This is a genomic window from Ralstonia sp. 25C, from assembly GCF_051904805.1.
In the GTDB taxonomy this organism is placed as follows: Bacteria; Pseudomonadota; Gammaproteobacteria; order Burkholderiales; family Burkholderiaceae; genus Ralstonia.
Window position 1 is genome coordinate 1918491 of the sequence record NZ_CP196737.1, and the last position, 20742, is coordinate 1939232.

Consider the following 20742-nt stretch of genomic DNA (forward strand, 5'->3'; position numbering starts at 1 on the left):
TTCAGTGGTTGCGTTCCTCGCTCGGACTGCAATGACGTGCTGTTGGCGGGGCACCGAATCCGCCTGATTACGGCGGTACCCCGTCGATTCCATGATGGCGTTGACCGCTCACAGCGTCGATGACGTGGAAGGTAATCGCACCATGCCGGTGCAGATCAGTGCTTGGAGATGGCGCAGCCACGCGGATTACCCGGCCTGCGACAAACTGTCGCAGGCTGCGCATCGCCTCAAGCTACAGCTTCGTCGTCGCCGTCCGGGCGCAAACGCGCGAGCAGGCCGTCGAACTCATCGAGGCTGGCGAACTGCACAGTCAATTGGCCGCGCCCTTTGGCCGCCAGCTTGATCTGCACGCCCAAGCCCAGCGTGTCTGCCAACTCTTCTTCCAAGCGGGCGACATCTCGGCCAGCCTGGTGGCCGCCCTTCTGCTTGAGCGATTTCAGCTCGAACGGCTTGAGCGTCAAGGCGACGAGCTTCTCCGTTTCACGCACCGACAGGCGCTTGTTGACGATCTGGTTGGCCAACAGGATTTGCGTTGCGCTATCCACGGCAAGCAGCGCACGGGCGTGACCCATGTCGATGTCGCCGGCCATCAGCATGGTCTGCACGGGCTGGGCGAGGTTGAGCAAGCGCAGCAGATTCGACACGGCACTGCGCGAACGTCCCACCGATTCCGCGGCCTGCTCATGCGTGAACTGGAATTCACGCACCAGGCGCGCAATGCCCTGCGCTTCTTCCAGCGGATTGAGGTCTTCGCGCTGAATGTTTTCGATCAGCGCCATGGCGGCAGCCGACTCGTCCGGCACGTCCTTCACCAGCACCGGCACTTCGGTCAGGCCGGCCAGGCGCGAAGCGCGGAAGCGACGCTCACCGGCGATGATTTCATACTTGGGCTTCGGGCCGTCGGACTCGACCTTGCGCACCAAGATCGGCTGCATCAGACCTTGCGCGCGAATGCTCGCGGCCAGCTCCTGCAACGCGCCCTCATCCATGCGGGTGCGCGGCTGGTACTTGCCCGGCTGCATCTGCTCAAGCTTCAGCACGGTCGGCGTGCCCTCTTGCTTGACGGTTTCAACAATCTCAGCGGGACTGCCCAGCAGCGCTTCGAGGCCGCGGCCCAATCCCTTTTTTTTCATCGTGCTCATGTTGTTCCTCTTGCGCTCAGGCTGGCAGCTCGGCCATGTGCCGCACGCGCGCGATCATCTCCGCGCCGAAATCCAGGTAGGCCTTGGCGCCCTTCGACGCAGGGTCGAACGCCACGCCCGGCATGCCATACGACGGCGCCTCGGCCAGGCGCACGTTGCGCGGGATCATCGTCTTGAAGACCTTGTCACCAAAGTGCGACTCCAACTGCGCAGACACCTGCTGCTGCAGCGTCACGCGCGGGTCGAACATCACGCGCAGCAGACCGATCACCTTGAGATCGCGGTTCAGGTTGGCGTGTACCTGCTTGATCGTATTGACGAGATCGGACAGCCCTTCGAGCGCGAAGTACTCGCACTGCATCGGCACGACCACGCCGTGCGCCGCGCATAGGCCATTCAACGTCAGCAGCGACAGCGACGGCGGGCAATCGATGAGGACAAAGTCGTATTCGGCATCCACCTCGGCCAACGCAAGCTTGAGGCGGTTTTCGCGATGCTCCAGGTCGACCAGCTCAACCTCGGCACCGGCCAGGTCGCGGTTGGCGGGCAGTACGTCATAGCGGCCAGCTTCGGAGCGTTGGCGCGCCTGCGGGATCGTCGCCAGGCCGACCAGCACCTGATACACGCTGAATTCCAGCGTGTGCTTATCGATGCCGGAACCCATCGAGGCGTTGCCCTGCGGGTCCAGGTCGACCAGCAGTACGCGCTGCCCTTGCGCAGCCAGGCCTGCGGCGAGGTTCACCGTGGTGGTGGTCTTGCCGACCCCACCCTTCTGGTTGGCGATCACGAAAATATTCGACATGACTCCTCTGCGGTGAATGACTCACGCCGACGGCGCAAGGATGACCAGATGACGCTCGGCCGGCAGCCCCGGCACGGTCAGGCGTTCAATGGCTTCGACGGTCCAGCCGGCGGGCAAGCGCTCGATTTCGGCATCCGGGCGCACCCCCTTCATGGCGACCATGCGGCCGCCCGGCGCCAACAGGTGGCCAGCCAGATTCACGAAATCGACCAGCTCAGCAAACGCGCGCGACGTGATCACGCCGTAGCCAGTCGCATCGGCCAGCTTTTCCACGTGGCCCCAATGCGATTGGGCATTCGTCAGACCGAGTTCGGCCCGGCATTGCGTCAGGAAGGCGGTTTTCTTCTGCACGATGTCGACCATCGTGACGCTCACATCCGGGAAGGCGATGGCGAGCGGGATACCGGGCAGGCCGCCGCCCGAGCCGACGTCCAGCACGCGCGGTGCGTCGGGCTGCGCACGGCGCGCCAACTCGGCAATGCGTGACACGGCCGACAGCGAATCCAGCAGGTGATGCGTGAGCATGTCGCCCGCATCGCGGATGGCGGTCAGGTTATAGACGCGGTTCCATTTGGCGAGCAGCCCTTGGTACGCCAGCAGGCGGTCCAGCTGCACATCGTCGAGCGACAGGCCGAGTGCTCGGGCGCCCGCTTCCAGTTCCGATCGGGCGTCGGTGGGTGCATTCGCCATCAAGCGGCCTCGCCCTCTTCCGTAGCACGCGGGCCGACTTGGCCGCGCAGCACACCCTTCTTCAGATGCACCAGCAGCAGCGACACCGCTGCCGGCGTGATGCCGGAGATACGCGAAGCCTGTCCGATGGTTTCGGGCTTGTGCTTTGCCAGTTTTTGCTGCACTTCGATCGACAAGCCACGCACCTGCGAGTAGTCAAAATCGGCCGGCAAACGCGTGTTCTCATTCGCACCCAGGCGCTCAACCTCATCGGCCTGGCGAGCAATGTAGCCGTGGTACTTGATGCCGATCTCGACTTGCTCGCGGATCAGCTCGACTTCAAGCGGGTCGTCGGCTAACGGCGCTTCGGGCGCGTATTTGCCGCTCTGCATGCCCATCAGCGATCCGTACGTCACGTTCGGGCGGCGCAGCAGGTCGGCCAACGCATATTCGCGCTCGATGCCCTTCCCCAGCACCGGCTCGGCGTCCGCCAACGGCAGCGTGGCCGGATTCACCCACGTCGACTTCAGCCGCTCTGTTTCACGTGAAACAGCGTCGCGCTTGCGGTTGAATGCATCCCAACGTGCATCGTCGACCACACCAAGCTGGCGGCCGGCTTCGGTCAGGCGCATGTCGGCGTTGTCTTCGCGCAGGCTCAGGCGGAATTCGGCGCGGCTGGTGAACATGCGGTACGGCTCGGTCACGCCTCGGGTGATGAGGTCGTCCACGAGCACGCCCAGATAGGCTTGGTCGCGGCGCGGCGTCCAGGCGTCCTTGCCCTGCACTTGCAGACCCGCATTGATGCCGGCGAGCAGACCTTGCGCTGCAGCTTCTTCATAGCCGGTCGTCCCGTTGATCTGGCCAGCGAAGAACAGGCCGGAAATTGCCTTCGATTCCAGCGAGGCCTTCAGCCCGCGCGGGTCGAAATAGTCGTACTCAATGGCATAACCGGGGCGCAGGATGTGGGCGTTTTCCAGGCCACGCATCGAGTGAATCAGGTCGAGCTGCACGTCAAACGGCAGGCTGGTCGACACGCCATTCGGGTAGAACTCGTTGGTCGCCAGGCCTTCGGGCTCCAGGAAAATCTGGTGGCTGTCCTTGCTGGCGAAGCGGTGAATCTTGTCTTCGATGCTCGGGCAGTAGCGCGGCCCTACTCCTTCGATCACACCGGTGTACATCGGCGAGCGGTCCAGCCCGGCGCGGATGATGTCGTGCGTGCGCTCATTCGTGTGCGTGACCCAGCACGGTACTTGGCGCGGGTGCATGTCTGCACGGCCCATGAACGAGAACACCGGCACCGGGTCCAGATCGCCCGGCTGCTCTTCCAGCACCGAAAAATTGATCGATCGGCCATCGATCCGGGGCGGCGTACCGGTCTTCAAGCGCCCTTGCGGCAGCTTCAATTCCTTCAGGCGCGCCGACAGCGACACCGCCGCCGGATCACCCGCGCGGCCACCGGTGTAGTTGTTCAGGCCCACGTGGATCTTGCCGTCGAGGAACGTCCCCGCTGTCAGCACCACCGCACGTGCCCGGAACTGCACGCCGACCTGCGTCACCGCCCCAACCACACGGTCGCCTTCCACGAGCAAGTCTTCGACCGCCTGCTGGAACAGCATCAGGTTCGGCTGATTCTCCAGGCGATGGCGGATGGCCGCTTTGTACAGCACGCGGTCCGCCTGAGCACGGGTGGCACGCACGGCCGGTCCCTTGCTGGAATTGAGGATACGGAACTGGATCCCGCCCTCGTCCGTGGCAATGGCCATCGCCCCGCCCAGCGCATCCACTTCCTTGACCAGATGGCCCTTGCCAATGCCGCCGATGGACGGGTTGCAGCTCATCTGCCCCAGCGTCTCGATGTTGTGCGTCAGCAGCAGGGTCTGGCAGCCCATGCGTGCCGCCGCCAGGGCGGCCTCGGTGCCGGCGTGTCCGCCGCCCACCACGATCACATCGAATTCAATTGGATACAGCATGGCTTCCTCCTCACGTGGAGGCATCGGAAATTTGGAGAAGCGGAATTATAAGTCGCGCAGCTACCCCGCAGTTCGACGATGCGGCAATCGAGGCGAAATTCAGCCGCATTTCGTGTTTCACGTGAAACATGCGGCGCTTGTTCCGCACGGTTTGTGTTTCACGTGAAACACATCAAAGCGATGGCGGATCGCCCGAGCGGGCGCGGAGGAAGTCGATGAAGGTGCGCAGCTTGCCCGGCATCTGCGGCGTACGCGGGAAATAGAGATGAAAACGGTACATGGCCGGGCACCACGCTTCGAGCACACGGACGAGCCGACCCGCCGCCAGATCCTCGGCGACGAGGTCTTCCAGCACGTGCGCCAGGCCGATACCCTGCCGCGCCGCCCCGACCATCGCCAGCACGTCGTTGGTCACGAGGCCGCCCGCCACATCCACGGTCTGGATCGCCCCGCCTGGCCCGGGCTCGCCAAACTCCCACGCGTATAACGCGCCGCTGCTCGGAAAGCGGTAGCGGATGCAGCGATGCTCACGCAGCGCATCCGGTGTCTTTGGTGTGCCGTGCGACTGGAGATACGCCGGGCTGCCGACCACCGCAATGCGCCGCGCCGGCCCGATCGGCACGCTGACCATGTCGCGCTCCACACGCTCACCAAAGCGGATGCCGACATCGAATCGGTCGGCAACGAGGGCGGACAGACCGTCGTCGACTGACACCTCGAGCTCGATACGCGGATAACGCGACAGAAACGCCGCCAGCGCCGGCTCCAGCACGGCTTGGTACGCCACCCGCGACGCCGTCACGCGCAAGATGCCGCGCGGCTCGGTGGCGCGTTCGCTCACTTCCGCCATGGCGCCGTACAGCGCATCGAGACCTGGCCGCGCCACCGCGAGCAACGCCTCCCCCGCCTCTGTCACGCTCACCTGTCGCGTGGTGCGCGCAAGTAGCTGCGCCCCCAGCGCCGATTCCAACCGCCGGATCGTCTGCGACAACGCCGATGTCGACACGTCCAACGCTGCCGCGGCATGCGTAAAGCTGCCGGCCTCGGCCACGCGCCGCAGCGCATCCAGCGCTGGCAGCAGGTCCGGATCGATTGTGAATGTGCTCTTCATAGTGCATCCGATTCTATCCACTTAATCCGCACGGCGACGCTGCCTAGACTGGCGACTCCTCTCCTCATCTCACAAGGACATCGCCATGCAAACACGACAACTCGGTCAGTCCGATCTGCACATTTCCCCCTTGGGTTTCGGCACGTGGGCCTCGGGCGGCAGCAACTGGGAATACGGCTGGGGCGCGCAGGATGACAACGACACCATCCGCGCCATCGCAGCCGCAGCGCACGCCGGCATCAACTGGATCGACACGGCTGCCGCCTATGGGCTGGGCCACGCGGAAACGGTGGTCGGACGCGCGCTGCGCGAACTGCCCGCAGACCTGCGCCCGTACGTGTTCACCAAGGGTTCGCTGGTGTGGGATGCACAGGGGCGGATTTCGCATTCGCTCGACCCCGCATCGCTTTCACGTGAAATCGACGAGAGCTTGCGCCGCCTGCAGGTGGACACGATCGACCTGTACCAGATCCACTGGCCGGCCTTCCCGCCCGGCGCGCCGGAGCAATCGATCGAAGCTGCCATCGCGGCGCTGGATGCGGTGCGCAAGGCGGGCAAGATTCGCCACATCGGCGTGTCGAACTTCGATGCGGCACAGCTGGAACGCGCGCGCTCGGTGGCGCCGATTGCGTCCCTGCAGCCGCCCTACTCGCTGCTGATGCGCGGCATTGAAGCGTCGATCCTGCCGTACACGGCGGCCCATGGCATCGGCAACATCGTCTATTCACCCCTGCAATCGGGGCTGCTGTCGGGCCGCATGACGCGCGAGCGCATCGCCGCGCTGCCCGCCAACGACTGGCGCGCGCAGCGCAGCCCCGAATTCCAGGAGCCCAACCTGACGCGCAATTTGGCGCTGGTGGAAGTGCTGCGTAGCGTGGGCGCACGGTACGGCAAGACGCCAGCGGAAGTCGCCATCGCGTGGACGCTGCGCAAGCCGGTGGTCACGGGCGCCATCGTCGGTGTACGGCGGCCGGATCAGCTCGATGGCCTGCTCGGGGCCGCAGACCTGAAGCTGAGCGACGCGGATCTCGCCGAGATTCAAGCCGCCCTGCCCGAAGGCAACGCGGCGCCGGTACCGCAAAGCGTGGTCGAAGCCTGAGCCCCAAAAGCAAAACGCACGGCGTGAACCGTGCGTTTTGCGCGGGGCGATGAAGGCGCAGCGCGATCAGTTCTGCAGCTTCCACTTGCCGTCTTTGATCTCGACCATCACGCGCGAGCGTTGGTCCAGGCCCAGGTGATCCTTCGGGTTCATGTTCATCACGCCATGCGAAATCGCCAGATTGGTCGTCGCTTCCAGCGCATCCCGCAGGCCTTTGCGGAAAGCCGGCGTTCCCGGCTGCCCCTTCTTCAGCGCGGCCGGCATCGCGTTGGCGAGCAACAGACCTGCGTCCCACATGTGGCCGCCGAAGGTGGAAACCTGGCCGCCATACGCCTTCTCATACGCGGTCTTGTAGGCCAGCGCCGGCTTCTTCACCGGGTTGCTGTCGGGCAATTGCTCGGCCACGAGGATGGGGCCGGCCGGCAGGAACGTGCCTTCGCAATCCTTGCCGCACACGCGCAGGAAATCCGCATTGGCCACACCGTGCGTCTGGTACAGCTTCCCCTTGTAGCCGCGCTCCTTCAGCGCACGCTCGGGCAATGCAGCCGGCGTACCCGAGCCTGCGATCAGCACGGCATCCGGATTGGCCGACACGATCTTCAGCACCTGCCCCGTCACCGACGTATCGGTACGTGCAAAGCGCTCGTTGGCAACGATCTTCAGCTTGCGCAGCGTCGCCACCTTGTCGAACTCCTGCGCCCACGAATCGCCATAGGCATCGGCAAAGCCGATCAGCGCGACGGTCTTCACGCCGTGATTGGCCATGTGTTCGGCAATGGCGGTGGCCATGTGCGAATCGTTCTGCGGCGTCTTGAAAACCCACGCACGCTTGGCATCCACCGGTTCGACAATGCGTGCAGAGGCGGCCAGCGCGATCATCGGCGTCTCGTTCTCGGCCGCCACATCCACCATCGCCAGCGAGTTGGGCGTGACGGTGGAGCCGATCACCAGGTCGACCTTGTCTTCGGTGATGAGCTTGCGCGTGTTCTTGACGGCGGTGGTGGAGTCCGTCGCATCGTCGAGCACGATGTATTCGATCTTCTTGCCCGCGATCTCTTTGGGCAGCAGCGCCACGGTGTTCTTTTCGGGAATCCCCAGCGATGCTGCCGGCCCCGTCGCCGACACCGTGATGCCGACCTTGACCTGGGCGAATGCTGTGCCGGCCAACAGCGCCGTCGCGACGAGTGCCGCCTTTGCGATCGGGGTAGCGCGCGAAACCTTCATGCCGTCTCCTGGAGTGTGCGACGGGCCTGCGCCCGCCCTGCGTCTGAGATTGACCGACCGCCGGGTCGGGGATGAAGGAGTCTAGAAGGAGTCACGCGGCCCGAGCAAGGGGGACATTCCCCGAACCTTGCTCTGCGCGGCATCTTCACCTGGCTTAGCCCACCCGATACACCCGACCGCTCTGCACGCCTTCTACGCTGCGCCGATACGCCAACGCCGCGCGCGCCGCCGGCACGGGCTCAAAGCCAGGGAAGAACGGGCCAAATACATCCATCGATTCGGTCAGCACCGTTGGGCTCACGGCGTTGATGCGGATGCCGCGCGGCAGCTCGCATGCGGCAGCACGTACGAACCCCTCCACCGCCGAGTTCACTGCGGTTGCATTGGCGCCTTGCGCAATCGGCTCCTGGCCGACGATGCCGGTGGTGAGCGTGATCGAGCCGCCGTCGTTCAGATAGTGCTGACCGACCAGCGCCAGGCGCACCTGCCCCAGCAGCTTGTCTTGCAGGCCGATGTTGAAGTCTGCGGCGGTCATCTCGGTCAGCTTGCCGAAGAACAGGTTGCCGGTGGTGGAGACGATGGCATCCACACGGCCCAGCTTGTCGAACAGCGCAGCCACGCTGTCGGCATTGGTGATGTCGACTTGATGCTGGCCCTGCGTGCGCCCGACGCGAATGATTTGGTGCGCCCCGCCCTGCTCCAGTTCCGCCACCACGGCGCGGCCAAGCGTGCCGCTGGCGCCAATCACGACGATCTTCATGCTGAACTCCTGTGCTGATTCGGTTGGAATGGTATGCATTCTTCGCCGAACCCAATGTGTGATAAAGCCGTGATAGATTCATATATTCCTAATCATTAGTTCGGAATATGGATAAGCTGCGCAGCATGGAAACCTTCGTCGCCGTGGTCGAGGGCGGCAACTTCACCGAGGCGGCGGCGCGGCTGGAGATGTCAGCGGTGATGGTCGGCAAGTACGTGAACGCGCTAGAAGCGCAACTGGGCGCGCGTCTGCTCCAGCGCAGCACGCGCCGCCAGAGCCTCACCGATGCCGGCCGCGTGTTCTACGAAGATGCCAAGCGCGTGCTCGAACAAGTCCGCTGGGCAGAAACCTCCGTCGAGCGGTTACGCGCGTCGCCATCGGGCACGCTCAAGGTCAGCGCGCCGACCACCTTTGGCGCATGTGTCGTCGCGCCGCTGGCGGCGACGTTCCAGCAAGCGCATCCGCAAGTGCGCGTGGAACTGAATCTGAGCAACAGCATGGTCGACCTCGTCGACGAAGGGTTCGACCTCGCCATCCGCATCGGGCCGCTGGGTGATGCGGATCTGGTGGCCAAGCCGTTGTGCGTGTATCGCATGGTCATCTGCGCATCGCCGGATTACCTCGCGCGGCACGGGCGCCCTGAGACACCGGCAGACCTGCCGCAGCATCGCTGTCTCTCGCACATGGTGTGGAACAACCGCAATGCCTGGCAGCTCGCGGGTTGGGATGGGGGCACGCCGTGGCGCGACGATCCGGCCTTCACGTGCAACGACGGACATGGCCTGCGCATGGCGGCAATTGCAGGGGCCGGCCTGCTGCTGCAACCGGAAGTGCTCGTTGCCGAAGACCTGGCGAATGGCCGGCTCGTGCGCGTGCTGCAAGCCTATGCACCCGAGCCGCGGCCGATTCATATCGTGTATCGGCAGGATCGCAGTCCGCTGCCGAAGCTTTCCAGTTTTGTGGCGCATTTGCTGGAGCAGGTCGGTGCGCGGGTGCCGGCTTAGGTGCGACACCGTGGCCATCGCAACAAGCAACATGGCCGACTACACTCGGGCCACCTTCCCCTGAGCCACCATCATGTTCTTCGCCCTCGTTGCAGGTCGCATCGCTTGTGCAGTGCTTACCTTCCTCGGCTCGACGCATCTGTACTGGGCGGTGGGCGGCACCGCCGGCAAACAGGCCGCCGTGCCATCGGTCGGGGGCGCGCCGCTGTTCCGACCGAGCGTGATTGGCACGGCGTTGGTCGCGGTGATCCTGCTCGCCATGGCGGCCTGGGTGGCTGCGGCATCCGGCAATCTCGCAACGCCGGTTCCGCACGGCGTGCTGCGCGTTGGCGCCCTTCTGCTTGCCGTCATCTTTGCGCTGCGTGCCGTGGGGGATTTCCGCTATGTCGGCTTCTTCAAGCGGGTGCGCGGCAGTGTGTTTGCGCAGCGGGACACGTGGGTGTATTCGCCGTTGTGTGTGGTGTTGGCGGCGCTGATTGCGGCGTCTGTGCAGTAGCAAGACGGCGATCACCTTTCAGGTTGACGCGTCGGCTAAGCTAGTCTGCTTAGTTACCCTTCTGCCCCGCCATGCCTTCGCTTTCAGTTTCTGTAGATGGCCAGCTTCTCGCGACAGTCTCAAGCGAGGATGGATACAACATGCTCAGTCTTCACGTGAGCGGCTCACGGATCGACGAAGATTTCGCGACATTGAATCTCGGCGGTGGCATCTATCCCGAGGGGGGTGAGAGTACGTACCTCACGTGGATTGATCGGATGCAACTCCGGGCAGGCCAGACAATTACGGTATCCCTGCTCGATCAAGGCACGACCACGCACCCGGGGAAGACCAATCGAGAATTATCGGATGGAGAATCGCGGGAGCCGTTCGACTATGAGCAGATGCCCACGGTATCCGAAATGGTCGCCGAGCTGAAGAAGCGTCCCATCTTACGCGGCGAGTACACGTTCAAGTACGTTGCCCCCGACAGTTCCGTACTCCCTGGACAGACTCTCCCGGAAGAGGAATCGCTAACGATGTCTGTCCTCTGGAGTGCACTGCGCCGAAACGATGCTGCACGCGTCTCCCTCCATAGCTGCACGCTGGATGCGCTCGCGGAACGAACTCCGTTCAATCATCATGCAGTCGGTGAGCTGAGCATCGGCGAATCCATCCAACTACAGCTCAGCACCGTTGCAGCGCCATGAACCCCGAAGACCTCCAACGCCTCGTCACCACGCAAATGCCCTTCGGCAAGTACAAGGGCCGCCTCATCGCCGACCTGCCGGGCCACTACCTGAACTGGTTCGCGCGTGAGGGTTTTCCGCCGGGGCAGATCGGTCGCTTGCTGGCGCTGATGCAGGAGCTGGATCACAACGGCCTAAAGGGCCTGCTCGACCCGCTGCGCAAGGGCTGACACGCCGGACGCATGGCACGTTCCCCGGCGTGCGGTACGTCGATCAGGGCTCGATCAACGAGGTTTGCCACTCCCCATTGGCATGCGCACCGTATCGGCCTGCCACCACGTCATCGAAGGCCACGCGGCTTTCCGCCGCCAGACCCGGGTCGTTGATCAGCAGCCAGCGCTTGTTGGCGGCATCCACGTCATAACCGCCCACCACAATGGCGTGCCCGCTCTTCGTGCCACGCCAGCCAATACCGAGCACGACCGGGTGGTTCTTGCCGATCTGGGCCGTCACTTCATCCCAGGTGAGCTGGCGATTGAGCAGCGTGTACGGGCACCCATAGGCTTCGAGCGCGGCTTTGATCACGTGATCGGGCAGCGCCGTGTTTTCTCCACCCTTTGGGGCGTACAGCACACGGCGGCTGATGCTGTCGGCGGTGATATCCGGGTTCACCTTGCCGCGTCGCACTTCGAGCACCATCTTCACGCAGGTTGCCCAGCAGATGTCGCTCAGTGGCTGCTGGGCATGCAGCACGGCGGGTTGGGTTCGGGTCATGATGTGTTCTCCTGAAACGAGATGCACCGGCATCTGCCGATGTGCCGTCACTATCCCAACCCGCCGCGACGCCGACCATGCAGCGGAAGACAGGGGACGCCGGCCCAGGCCAATCGATCACTCACCGTTGATGTAGCGCAGCAGCCCTGTGGCCAGCGCATCAAACACGACACGGCAGCGCGGGTTGTCACGCAAGTCTTCGTGCATGGCGAGCCACGTGTCGAGCGTGATCGACACCTGCCCCGCAAACAGGCGCACGAGATCGGGGTTGTGCCGCGCCAAACCGATCTGGCAGAAGCCCACCCCAAAACCTGCCCGCAGCGCGGCAATTGCGGCGAGATCGCTGTCGGTACGTAACGCAAAGCGGCTGCGCTGAATCCACGGCAATTGCGCACGCACGCTGCGCAGGAAGGCGTTCTCCTTGTCGTAGCCGATCAATGTATGGGCGGCGAGATCTTCCAGCGTGGAAGGCGTGCCCCGTTGCGCCAGATAGCGCTTGTGCGCAAACACGCCCAGCTCGATACCGCCGAGATGGCGCGCGACGAGCACGCTCTGGCTCGGCGGCTGCATGCGCACGGCGATATCGGCTTCGCGGCGCAGCAGGTCTTCCATGCGATTCGAGGGCACCAATTCGAGCGTCAGCTCCGGATAGGCGGCGTGCAGATCCGCGAGGATGGGCGGCAGCACCTCCACCGCCACCACCTCGCTGGCGGTGATGCGCACGGTGCCGCGCACGCCCTCCCCCTGACTGGAGGCGGCGCGCAGCAAGGCGGCACTGGTGGCCTCCAGCGATTCCGCAAACGGCCGCAGCGACAACGCGGCCTCGGTCGGGCTCAGTCCCTGTTGCGTGCGGATGAACAGCGACATGCCCAGCGCCTGTTCGAGCGCGTCGACATGACGCCCGACCGTGGGCTGCGTCAGCCCCAGCGCGCGTGCCGCCCCCGACAGCGAGCCCTCTCGCACGACGGCAAGAAAGGTCCGATACAGCTCCCAGCCCGGTTCTGGTTTTACGGTCATACAAATTCGTATAGCTGTACGCTCATCATCAACAATTCCATTGAAGCACAGTCGCCGCCAGAATGCCTTCCATTGCAACGCTCACACAGCTAGGAGCACGAACATGGAACGGGCAAAACGCATCGCATTGGTACTGGGCGCCACGGGCGGCATCGGTGGCGAAGTCGCGCGCCGGCTGGTGGCCCGCGGCTGGCATGTACGCGCGCTGCAGCGCAATCCCGATACGCTCGCCAACCGGAACACGGCATTCGAATGGATGCGCGGCGACGCCATGGTGCGCGAGGACGTGGTCAGCGCGGCGCAGGGCGCGGAACTGATCGTCCACGCCGTCAACCCGCCGGGCTACAAGAACTGGGCCGGCCAGGTGCTGCCGATGATCGACAACACCATCGCCGCTGCCCGCGCTTCGGGTGCGCGCATCGTGCTGCCGGGCACGGTGTACAACTTTGCACCCGAGACGTTCCCGGTGCTGCGTGAAACCACGGCGCAGGCGCCGCTCACCCGCAAGGGCAAAATCCGCGTGGAATTGGAGCGCCGCATGCAGGCCGCCAGCGCGGACGGCGTGCGCAGCCTGATCGTGCGAGCGGGCGATTTCTTCGGGCCGCAGACCGGCAATACCTGGTTTGCCGGCGCACTGGTCAAGCCGGGCAAGCCAGTAGGTACCCTCACCTATCCGGGCGCTCGCGGCGTAGGTCACCAGTGGGCCTATCTGCCGGATGTGGCCGAGACGATGCTGCGCCTGATCGAACTGGGCGACCGCCTGCCCGACTTTGCGGTCTACCACATGCGCGGCCACTGGGATGCCGACGGCACGCAGATGGCCGCGTCGATCGGGCGCGCGGTGGGCCGGCCGGTCAAGACGCGCGCATTCCCGTGGTGGGCGCTGCCGGTGCTGTCGCCGTTTTCCGAGATGCTGCGTGAGATGCGCGAGATGCGTTACCTGTGGCAGCACCCGGCGCGCATGGACAACGCCAAACTCGTGCAGGCACTCGGCGCCGAACCGCATACGCCGTGGGACGAAGCCGTGGGCGCGACCCTGCGTAGCCTAGGCTGCCACTGACACCCGCGCCGCCGTGGCGAGGAAGTGCGCAAGATCGGGCGTCGACTGGCCGGCCACCTTGGCAAGGTCATCCCAGCGACGCAGTTGCAGCGCGTCCGTTGCGTAGGGGCGTTGCATGAAGACCTCGGCCTCCTCCGCTGAAAACACGCCGCCTTGCAACGCAAGACTGCGCACGGAATCGGCTGACAAGCGCGCGTAGTAATGCGCGTCCATCGCGCACAGACAGCGCTTGGCATCCACGTGCAGGCGGATCGGCTCGAGCACCGCATCTGGAAACACCGCGCGCAGGAACGGCAGCGCGAAGTATTGGTGCTGATCGTCGATGCCGTGGGCGGTCGGGGTATCACCCTGCAGATTCAGCAGGTGGCCGAGATCGTGCAGCAGCGCTGCGGTGACCAGCGCATCCGACGCCCCGGCCGCCTCCGCCAGCGCCGCTGTCTGTAGCGCATGTTCGAGCTGGGTGACGGGTTCGCCGCTGTAAGCGATATCGCCGTGGCGCGCGAATAGCGTGCGGATGTCGTCGAGGCTCAGCGCCATAGGTCTGCGGACGGGGAACGCGAAACCTTGCAGCGTAGGCCCGCAGTACGTCAAACCAGTGACAACGCCTCACGCATTAGCGTGCGTGATCGGCCCGATTAGAAAGTTTGGTTGGGCATGCGCGGTGCGCGCCCTTATCTTCTGGGCCTCCCCACACATCGGAGCCCATCATGCTCGCAGGACACGCCGTACAGGTCACACAGGCGCTGGAACAGGTGACGGACTACTGGTCACCGCGCATCGTCGGCCAGGTCAATGATCAGTACATCAAGGTGGCCAAGCTCAAAGGCGAGTTCGTCTGGCACGACCACCCGAATGAAGACGAGCTGTTCTTCGTCGTCTACGGCCACCTGAAGATTGCCTTCGAAGACCGCGCCGATGTGCATCTCGGCCCGGGCGCATTCTGCGTGGTGCCGCGCGGCGTGCGGCACTTCCCCGTCGCGGAGGAGGAATGCGGAATCATGCTCATTGAAACCGTGACCACGCAGCACACGGGCGATATCGTCGCCGAGCGCACCGTGGCGCTCGACACGCAACTCAACGGATGAAGGCGTCGTAAGCCGTCTTCAAGATCAGCGCCAGCACCACCACGATGAACACCTTGCGCACGAAGCGGCTGCCGTGCCGCAGCGCGAGGTGGCTGCCGACCTGATTGCCGGCCACATTGGCCACCGCCATCACCAAGCCAAGCTGCCACCACACATGGCCCTTGGCGGCCAGCAGCAGCAAGGCTGCCACGTTGGTCGCCAGATTGACGATCTTGGTGGACGCGGATGCGTGCAGGAAATCGTAGCCGAACACGCGCACGAATACGATCATCAGAAAGCTGCCGGTGCCCGGACCAAACACGCCGTCGTAGAAGCCGATGACGGCACCGGCCAGCAGTGCCGCCGCGCGCTCGCGCCAGCCCTTGAGGCTCGGGGCGTGCTCCGCACCCAGATTCTTCTTGGCCACTGTGTAGATCAGCAGCACCGCCAGCACAAACGGCAGCGCGCGGCGCAGCGGCTCAGCCGGGATATGCGTGAGCGCCCACGCGCCGAGCAGTGAAAACGCAAACGCCGTGACCACCGCCGGCGCCGTCGCGCCCCAGTAGATGCGCACCGTGCGGCCGTAACGCACCGCCGCGGTGGCCGTGCCCGACATCGACGCGACCTTGTTGGTGCCAATGAGCGTGGCGGGTGCGATGTTCGGGTACGCCGAGAACAGCGCGGGAATCTGCACCAGGCCGCCGCCACCGGCCACGGCATCGATCAGGCCGGCCAGAAAACCGGCCACGGCAAGCAAAGCGAATTCCATCAGGGAAACAGAAACAGGCGGGTGAGCGGGAAGGACTAGCCCAGCGACTTGGGCGAAGGACGCGCGCTGCGGCGCCAGCAACCGGATGCATCCGGCGCAAAGCCGAGCGCGGTGGCGTCATACGCGGCAAGCGCCGCGGGCGGCAGCAGGACGTGGAGTATGCCATGTGCGCGGGCGTACTCATTGACGGCGGCCAAGGCGGCATCACGCGTGGCCACGTCATCGGAAAACAGCATCACGCCGACCGGCAGCCACGCCACCAACCCACCGAGCGCCAAGTGCGGCACCAGCGTGATCGGCGTGACGCCGACCAAGGCTCCGTCTTCCTCGACGAGGAAGCATGGATGCACGCTCGGGTGAGCCAGCAGCGTATCAACGGCATGTGCCAATTGCAGCGGTGGGGCGCTCGATGCGATGGCGGCCAACAGGCGCGGCCGGTCATCCGGCGTGGCAAGGCGGGTGGACAGGGTCATGGGCGGCTCGAAGCGAAGGCGCCATTGTCATGCACTGGCCGCATAGGCGTCGACTCCGAATGCATTTCTCTTGTGCGCCAGCGCCGACGAGACTGTGCATATGTGGATATGTGGATAACCCGAAAACGGAGCCCGCCATGACCGACCCCACCCGTGCCCTCACCCTGCAATTGCTGCAGTCACTGGCCGAGCGGCCCAGGCCGTATGCGGAGGTCTTGGAGACGTGGCGGACGTCATGTCCACGTTTGTCGATCTGGGAAGATGCGCGCATCGATGGGCTGGTGGACTGCGCGCCCGATACACATTTGGTGACCGTCAGCGCCCGGGGCCGGGCCCTGCTGGCGGCCGGCGCCTAACTGCGCTGGCGAACGCCACAAACAAAAAGGCCCTGCCGGGGATCACCCAGCAGGGCCTCTGTTCTATTTAGCATCTCCACCGTTTCGTGCGGTGTGTGCTGTCGTCTCCTCGCTCCCGCCTCATTTATCTCGTGCGAAAACCGTAACGAGACTGTAAAAGATGCACCGCAATGCAGCAACTAGAGCAAACCCTTACGGTGCATTAAGCACCAAGATCAGCCGTTCGGCCGAAACTTGCCGCCATCTTCTGCCATTGTGGCGTCAACGCCGCAGCCACGGCACGCGCGCGGCAATCTCGCCCATGATGCCGCGTCGGAAGGTCAGCACACAGATCACGAAGATCGCGCCCGTGACGGTCGTCACCGATTCGCCCAGCACGTTGAAGCCGTCGACGCCCGTGGCACCCGCCAGGAAGCTGCCGATGTCGCCGAGCTTGTTTTCCAGCGCAATCACCAGTGCCGCGCCCAGCAACGGGCCCGACAGGATCCCCAGGCCGCCCACCAGCGTCATCAGGATCACCGAGCCGGACATCGACCAATGCACGTCCGTCAGCGTCTCGAAGCCGAGCACCAGCGTCTTGAGCGAACCGGCCAGGCCGGTGAGCGCGGCCGACAGCACGAAGGCCAGCAGCTTGAAGCGATCGGTATCGTAGCCAAGGGAGATGGCGCGCGGCTCGTTCTCCTTGATGGCCTTGAGGATCTGCCCGAACGGCGAGTGGATCGTGCGCACGATCAGCAGGAAGGCCAGCGCCACGATGGCGAGCACGACGTAGTACAGCGTCCGGTCATCCGTCAGGTCCAGCACGCCGAACAGCTTGCCGCGCGGCACACCTTGCAGGCCGTCCTCACCGCCGGTGAACGGCACCTGCAGGCAAAAGAAGTACAGCATCTGCGCCAGCGCCAGCGTGATCATCGCGAAGTAGATGCCCTGGCGGCGGATGGCCAGCAGACCGACGATCAGGCCGATGAACGCCCCGGCGGCGGTGCCGGCCAACAGGCCCAGCTCCGGCGTGACGTTCAGGTCGCGCATCATATAGCCGGCCACGTAGCCTGCGCCGCCAAAAAACGCCGCGTGCCCGAACGACAGCAGCCCGGTATACCCCAGCAGCAGGTTGAAGGCCGACGCAAACAGCGCAAAGCACAGCAGCTTGGCGACGAACACCGGGTAGGCGCCCACCAGCGGCGCGGCAATCAGCGCCACCAGCAGCAAGCCGTACAGCGCGTATTTGAGGGAAGAGGAAGAGGTGTTTTGCATAGCGCTGCTTATTTCTCTTTACCGAACAGGCCAGCCGGACGCACCAGCAGCACCAGCACCATGATCACGAACACCACTGTGGACGACGCCTGTGGATAAAACACCTTGGTCAGCCCCTCGATCACGCCCAGACCGAGGCCGGTGACGATCGAACCGAGGATCGACCCCATCCCGCCGATCACCACCACAGCAAACACGGTGATGATCATGCTCTGCCCCATCAGCGGCGAGATCTGGATGACGGGTGCCGCCAGCACACCGGCAAACGCCGCCAGCGCCACGCCAAAACCGTAGGTGAGCGTGACCATCAACGGCACGTTCACGCCGAAGGCTTCCACCAGCTTCGGGTTCTCGGTGCCGGCGCGCAGATACGCGCCCAGCTTCGTCTTCTCGATCATGAACCACGTGGCGAAGCACACCGCCAGCGAAGCCACCACCACCCACGCGCGGTAGTTGGGCAGCATCATGAAGCCGAGATCAGTCGCGCCCTGCAGCAGCTCCGGCGTGTTGTACGGCAGGCCCGACACACCGTAGATGGCGCGGAATACGCCTTCGATGACGAGCGTCACGCCCAAGGTCAGCAGCAAACCGTACAGATGGTCGAGCTTGTAGATGAAGCGCAGCAGCGTACGCTCGATCACCACGCCCAGCAGGCCGATCACCAGTGGCGAGAGCACCAGCATTGCCCAGTACGGCACGCCCAGGTACGAGAAGCCCATCCACGTGAGCACCGCGCCCAGCATGAACAGCGCCCCGTGCGCGAAATTGATGACGTTGAGCAGCCCGAAGATGACCGCAAGGCCCAGGCTCAACATCGCATAAAAGGAACCGTTGACCAGGCCCAGCAGTAGCTGGCTGAGCATGGCCGGTAGCGGAACGCCGAAGATTTCCATTGCGGTCAGGAAGAGAACACCACACCAACACGATTGACGGCGCCGCCTTCCATTGGACAGCGGCGCCGGTGCTTACACGCTTACTTCTTCCACAGCGCGCACTTCGATTCCGCCTGCGTGGCGAAGGCCTGCTCGCCCGGAATCGTTGCCACCACCTTCAGGTAATCCCATGGCTTCTTCGATTCCGCCGGCGTCTTCACCTGCAGCAGGTACATGTCGTGGATGCCACGACCGTCCTGGCGGATGTAGCCCTTGGTGTAGAAGTCGTCGATCTTCGTCTTCTTGAGCTGCGCGATCACCTTGTCCGGATCATCCGTGCCGGCGGCCGCCACCGCCTTGATGTAGTTCGACACGGCCGAGTAGTCGGCGGCCTGCAAGCTGCTCGGCATCTTCTTCATCTTGCCGAAGTAGCGATTGGCGAACTTGCGGCTGGCGTCGTCCTTGTCCCAGTACCAGCTGTCGGTCATCAGCAGGCCTTCGGCGGTTTGCAGGCCCAGGCTGTGCACATCGTTGATGAACATCAGCAGGCCAGCGATCTTCATCGACTTGGTGATGCCAAATTCCTTGGCCGCCTTGATCGAGTTGATCGTGTCGCCACCCGCGTTGGCCAAGCCCAGGATCTGCGCTTTGGACGATTGCGCCTGCAGCAGGTACGACGAGAAGTCCGAGGCCGACAACGGATGCTTGACCGAGCCCACCACCGTGCCGCCGTTGGCCTTGACCACGGCAGCGGTGTCGTTCTCCAGCGAGTGACCAAAGGCGTAGTCGGCGGTCAGGAAGAACCACGACTTGCCGCCCTGCTTGACCACCGCGCTGCCGGTGCCCTTGGCCAGCGCCACCGTGTCATATGCGTAGTGAATCGTGTACGGCGTGCACTCCTCGTTGGTCAGGCGGGCGGTGCCGGCGCCGATGCCGATGAACACCTTCTTCTTCTCGGCCGCCACCTTGCTCATCGCCAGCGACGTGGCGGAGTTGGTGCCACCCAGCAGCATGTCGATGCCCTGCTGGTCCATCCACTCGCGCGCCTTGGAAGCGGCGATGTCAGCCTTGTTCTGGTGGTCGGCCGTGACCAGTTCGATCGGCTTGCCGAGCACCTTGCCACCCGCGTCTTCGATCGCCATCTTGACCGCCTCGACACCGCCCTGCCCGTCGATGTCGGCATACAGACCCGACAGATCAGTGATGTAGCCGATCTTCACCTTGTCACCGCTCACCTGCGCGTGTGCACCGAATGCTGCAACGCCCAGCCCTGCCGCCATCAATGCACCAGCCAGCTTCTTGAGTGTCATGGTCTTGTCTCCTGTGTCGTGCGCGCCGCGGATCGCGCTGGCGCATGGGTCTTGCAAATCGATGGGGAAATCGTCTTAAACGCCGAGCAGCTCGTGCAGCACCGGCATCTTGTCCTGCAACTGCGCCGCCTCGAAACGCTCGACGATGCGGCCGTGTTCCATCACATAAAAGCGATCGGCCAGCGGCGCGGCAAAGCGGAAGTTCTGCTCCACCATCACCACCGTGTAGCCGCGCTTCTTGAGCATCAGGATCATGCGGGCCAGCGCCTGCACGATCACCGGGGCCAGCCCTTCGGAAATCTCATCCAACAACAGCAGGTTTGCGCCCGTGCGCAGGATGCGCCCGACCGCCAGCATCTGCTGCTCACCGCCCGACAGGCGCGTGCCCTGGCTCTGACGGCGCTCCTTCAGGTTGGGGAACATCGCGTAGATCTCGTCGATGCTCATGCCGGTATTGCCGGACTTAGCCACCTGGCCTTTCAACACCGGCGGCAGCATCAGGTTCTCTTCGCACGACAGGCTCGAGAAGATGCCGCGCTCTTCCGGGCAATAGCCGATGCCGCAGTGGGCAATCTTGTGCGTCGGCAGGTCGATGGTCTCGATGCCCTGGCCGCTCGCGTCGTGCACGACGATCGAGCCCTTGCGCGAGCCCACCAGGCCCATGATGGCGCGCAGCGTGGTGGTGCGGCCCGCGCCGTTGCGGCCGAGCAGCGTAACGACCTCGCCGCGGTTCACGGTCAGGTCGACACCATGCAGGATGTGCGATTCACCGTACCAGGCGTGCAGGTCCTTGATCTGGAGCGCGGGCGTGCTCATGCAGTGTTCTCGTGTGTTCGGGTCAAGCGTTC

General features: G+C 64.3%; 24 protein-coding genes. 8 read left to right on the forward strand and 16 right to left on the reverse strand.

What is annotated here, in order from left to right:
* Window positions 1–227: 227 nt before the first annotated feature.
* The 5 genes from ACS7SF_RS08900 to ACS7SF_RS08920 form a co-directional block, all read right to left on the reverse strand.
* Entirely contained in the window at window positions 228–1142 is a 915-nt protein-coding gene (locus tag ACS7SF_RS08900; protein ID WP_439892593.1) for a ParB/RepB/Spo0J family partition protein, read from the reverse strand.
* Between the two features lie 16 nt (window positions 1143–1158).
* Window positions 1159–1944, reverse strand: coding sequence for a ParA family protein (locus ACS7SF_RS08905; protein WP_439892594.1), 786 nt, complete (start codon window positions 1942–1944; stop codon window positions 1159–1161).
* Window positions 1945–1965: 21 nt separating this feature from the next.
* Window positions 1966–2634 carry a 16S rRNA (guanine(527)-N(7))-methyltransferase RsmG gene (gene rsmG / locus ACS7SF_RS08910; RefSeq protein ID WP_439892595.1) on the reverse strand — a complete coding sequence of 223 codons (669 nt, stop codon included), beginning with the start codon at window positions 2632–2634 and terminating at the stop codon, window positions 1966–1968.
* On the reverse strand, window positions 2634–4583 hold the full coding sequence (gene mnmG / locus ACS7SF_RS08915) for a tRNA uridine-5-carboxymethylaminomethyl(34) synthesis enzyme MnmG (protein ID WP_439892596.1): 1950 nt from the start codon (window positions 4581–4583) through the stop codon (window positions 2634–2636). The genes rsmG and mnmG overlap by 1 nt, the downstream gene beginning before the upstream one ends.
* Before the next feature lie 172 nt (window positions 4584–4755).
* Window positions 4756–5694, reverse strand: a complete 939-nt coding sequence (locus ACS7SF_RS08920) for a LysR family transcriptional regulator (RefSeq protein WP_439892597.1) — start codon at window positions 5692–5694, stop codon at window positions 4756–4758.
* A gap of 85 nt (window positions 5695–5779) precedes the next feature.
* Here ACS7SF_RS08920 and ACS7SF_RS08925 point away from each other — a divergent pair, with 85 nt between their 5' ends.
* Window positions 5780–6793, forward strand: coding sequence for an aldo/keto reductase (locus ACS7SF_RS08925; RefSeq protein WP_439892598.1), 1014 nt, complete (start codon window positions 5780–5782; stop codon window positions 6791–6793).
* Between the two features lie 66 nt (window positions 6794–6859).
* Here ACS7SF_RS08925 and ACS7SF_RS08930 read toward each other — a convergent pair whose 3' ends face one another.
* Complete coding sequence (locus ACS7SF_RS08930) at window positions 6860–8017, reverse strand: ABC transporter substrate-binding protein (protein WP_439892599.1); 1158 nt, start codon at window positions 8015–8017, stop codon at window positions 6860–6862.
* 154 nt (window positions 8018–8171) lie between these two features.
* Window positions 8172–8777, reverse strand: coding sequence for a short chain dehydrogenase (locus ACS7SF_RS08935; RefSeq protein WP_439892600.1), 606 nt, complete (start codon window positions 8775–8777; stop codon window positions 8172–8174).
* A 107-nt stretch (window positions 8778–8884) separates the two neighbouring features.
* On the opposite strand from ACS7SF_RS08935, the gene crgA reads away from it, so the two are divergent.
* From crgA to ACS7SF_RS08955, 4 genes are all read left to right on the forward strand, one after another.
* Complete coding sequence (gene crgA, locus ACS7SF_RS08940) at window positions 8885–9781, forward strand: LysR family transcriptional regulator CrgA (protein ID WP_439892601.1); 897 nt, start codon at window positions 8885–8887, stop codon at window positions 9779–9781.
* 73 nt (window positions 9782–9854) lie between these two features.
* Window positions 9855–10277 (forward strand): DUF3995 domain-containing protein, encoded by a 423-nt coding sequence (locus tag ACS7SF_RS08945; protein WP_439892602.1) that lies wholly within the window; start codon window positions 9855–9857, stop codon window positions 10275–10277.
* Window positions 10278–10417: 140 nt separating this feature from the next.
* Window positions 10418–10966, forward strand: a complete 549-nt coding sequence (locus ACS7SF_RS08950) for a hypothetical protein (protein WP_439892603.1) — start codon at window positions 10418–10420, stop codon at window positions 10964–10966.
* On the forward strand, window positions 10963–11175 hold the full coding sequence (locus ACS7SF_RS08955; RefSeq protein WP_295496773.1) for a DUF3820 family protein: 213 nt from the start codon (window positions 10963–10965) through the stop codon (window positions 11173–11175). The genes ACS7SF_RS08950 and ACS7SF_RS08955 overlap by 4 nt, the downstream gene beginning before the upstream one ends.
* A gap of 43 nt (window positions 11176–11218) precedes the next feature.
* Here ACS7SF_RS08955 and ACS7SF_RS08960 read toward each other — a convergent pair whose 3' ends face one another.
* Both ACS7SF_RS08960 and ACS7SF_RS08965 read right to left on the reverse strand, forming a co-directional pair.
* Window positions 11219–11719 carry a C39 family peptidase gene (locus tag ACS7SF_RS08960; RefSeq protein WP_439892604.1) on the reverse strand — a complete coding sequence of 167 codons (501 nt, stop codon included), beginning with the start codon at window positions 11717–11719 and terminating at the stop codon, window positions 11219–11221.
* Between the two features lie 117 nt (window positions 11720–11836).
* Entirely contained in the window at window positions 11837–12736 is a 900-nt protein-coding gene (locus ACS7SF_RS08965; RefSeq protein WP_439892605.1) for a LysR family transcriptional regulator, read from the reverse strand.
* Window positions 12737–12839: 103 nt separating this feature from the next.
* On the opposite strand from ACS7SF_RS08965, the gene ACS7SF_RS08970 reads away from it, so the two are divergent.
* Window positions 12840–13796, forward strand: a complete 957-nt coding sequence (locus tag ACS7SF_RS08970; RefSeq protein ID WP_439892606.1) for an SDR family oxidoreductase — start codon at window positions 12840–12842, stop codon at window positions 13794–13796.
* Here the strand turns inward: ACS7SF_RS08970 and ACS7SF_RS08975 are convergent.
* Entirely contained in the window at window positions 13782–14333 is a 552-nt protein-coding gene (locus ACS7SF_RS08975) for a phosphonate degradation HD-domain oxygenase (RefSeq protein ID WP_439892607.1), read from the reverse strand. The two genes, ACS7SF_RS08970 and ACS7SF_RS08975, sit on opposite strands and share 15 nt — an antisense overlap.
* Before the next feature lie 170 nt (window positions 14334–14503).
* Here ACS7SF_RS08975 and ACS7SF_RS08980 point away from each other — a divergent pair, with 170 nt between their 5' ends.
* Window positions 14504–14881, forward strand: coding sequence for a cupin domain-containing protein (locus ACS7SF_RS08980; protein ID WP_439892608.1), 378 nt, complete (start codon window positions 14504–14506; stop codon window positions 14879–14881).
* Here the strand turns inward: ACS7SF_RS08980 and ACS7SF_RS08985 are convergent.
* Window positions 14871–15629 (reverse strand): sulfite exporter TauE/SafE family protein, encoded by a 759-nt coding sequence (locus ACS7SF_RS08985; RefSeq protein WP_439892609.1) that lies wholly within the window; start codon window positions 15627–15629, stop codon window positions 14871–14873. The two genes, ACS7SF_RS08980 and ACS7SF_RS08985, sit on opposite strands and share 11 nt — an antisense overlap.
* Window positions 15630–15664: 35 nt before the next feature.
* Window positions 15665–16102, reverse strand: coding sequence for a hypothetical protein (locus ACS7SF_RS08990; RefSeq protein ID WP_439892610.1), 438 nt, complete (start codon window positions 16100–16102; stop codon window positions 15665–15667).
* A 137-nt stretch (window positions 16103–16239) separates the two neighbouring features.
* Here ACS7SF_RS08990 and ACS7SF_RS08995 point away from each other — a divergent pair, with 137 nt between their 5' ends.
* The gene (locus ACS7SF_RS08995) at window positions 16240–16458 is read left to right on the forward strand and encodes a hypothetical protein (RefSeq protein WP_439892611.1); all 219 of its coding nucleotides are present in this window, start codon (window positions 16240–16242) and stop codon (window positions 16456–16458) included.
* Between the two features lie 261 nt (window positions 16459–16719).
* On the opposite strand, the gene ACS7SF_RS09000 is transcribed toward ACS7SF_RS08995, so the two are convergent.
* The 4 genes from ACS7SF_RS09000 to ACS7SF_RS09015 form a co-directional block, all read right to left on the reverse strand.
* Window positions 16720–17712 carry a branched-chain amino acid ABC transporter permease gene (locus ACS7SF_RS09000; RefSeq protein ID WP_439892612.1) on the reverse strand — a complete coding sequence of 331 codons (993 nt, stop codon included), beginning with the start codon at window positions 17710–17712 and terminating at the stop codon, window positions 16720–16722.
* 8 nt (window positions 17713–17720) lie between these two features.
* Window positions 17721–18605, reverse strand: coding sequence for a branched-chain amino acid ABC transporter permease (locus ACS7SF_RS09005; protein ID WP_439892613.1), 885 nt, complete (start codon window positions 18603–18605; stop codon window positions 17721–17723).
* 80 nt (window positions 18606–18685) lie between these two features.
* The gene (locus tag ACS7SF_RS09010; protein WP_439892614.1) at window positions 18686–19894 is read right to left on the reverse strand and encodes an ABC transporter substrate-binding protein; all 1209 of its coding nucleotides are present in this window, start codon (window positions 19892–19894) and stop codon (window positions 18686–18688) included.
* Window positions 19895–19969: 75 nt separating this feature from the next.
* Window positions 19970–20710, reverse strand: a complete 741-nt coding sequence (locus tag ACS7SF_RS09015) for an ABC transporter ATP-binding protein (protein WP_439892615.1) — start codon at window positions 20708–20710, stop codon at window positions 19970–19972.
* Between the last annotated feature and the right edge of the window lie 32 nt (window positions 20711–20742).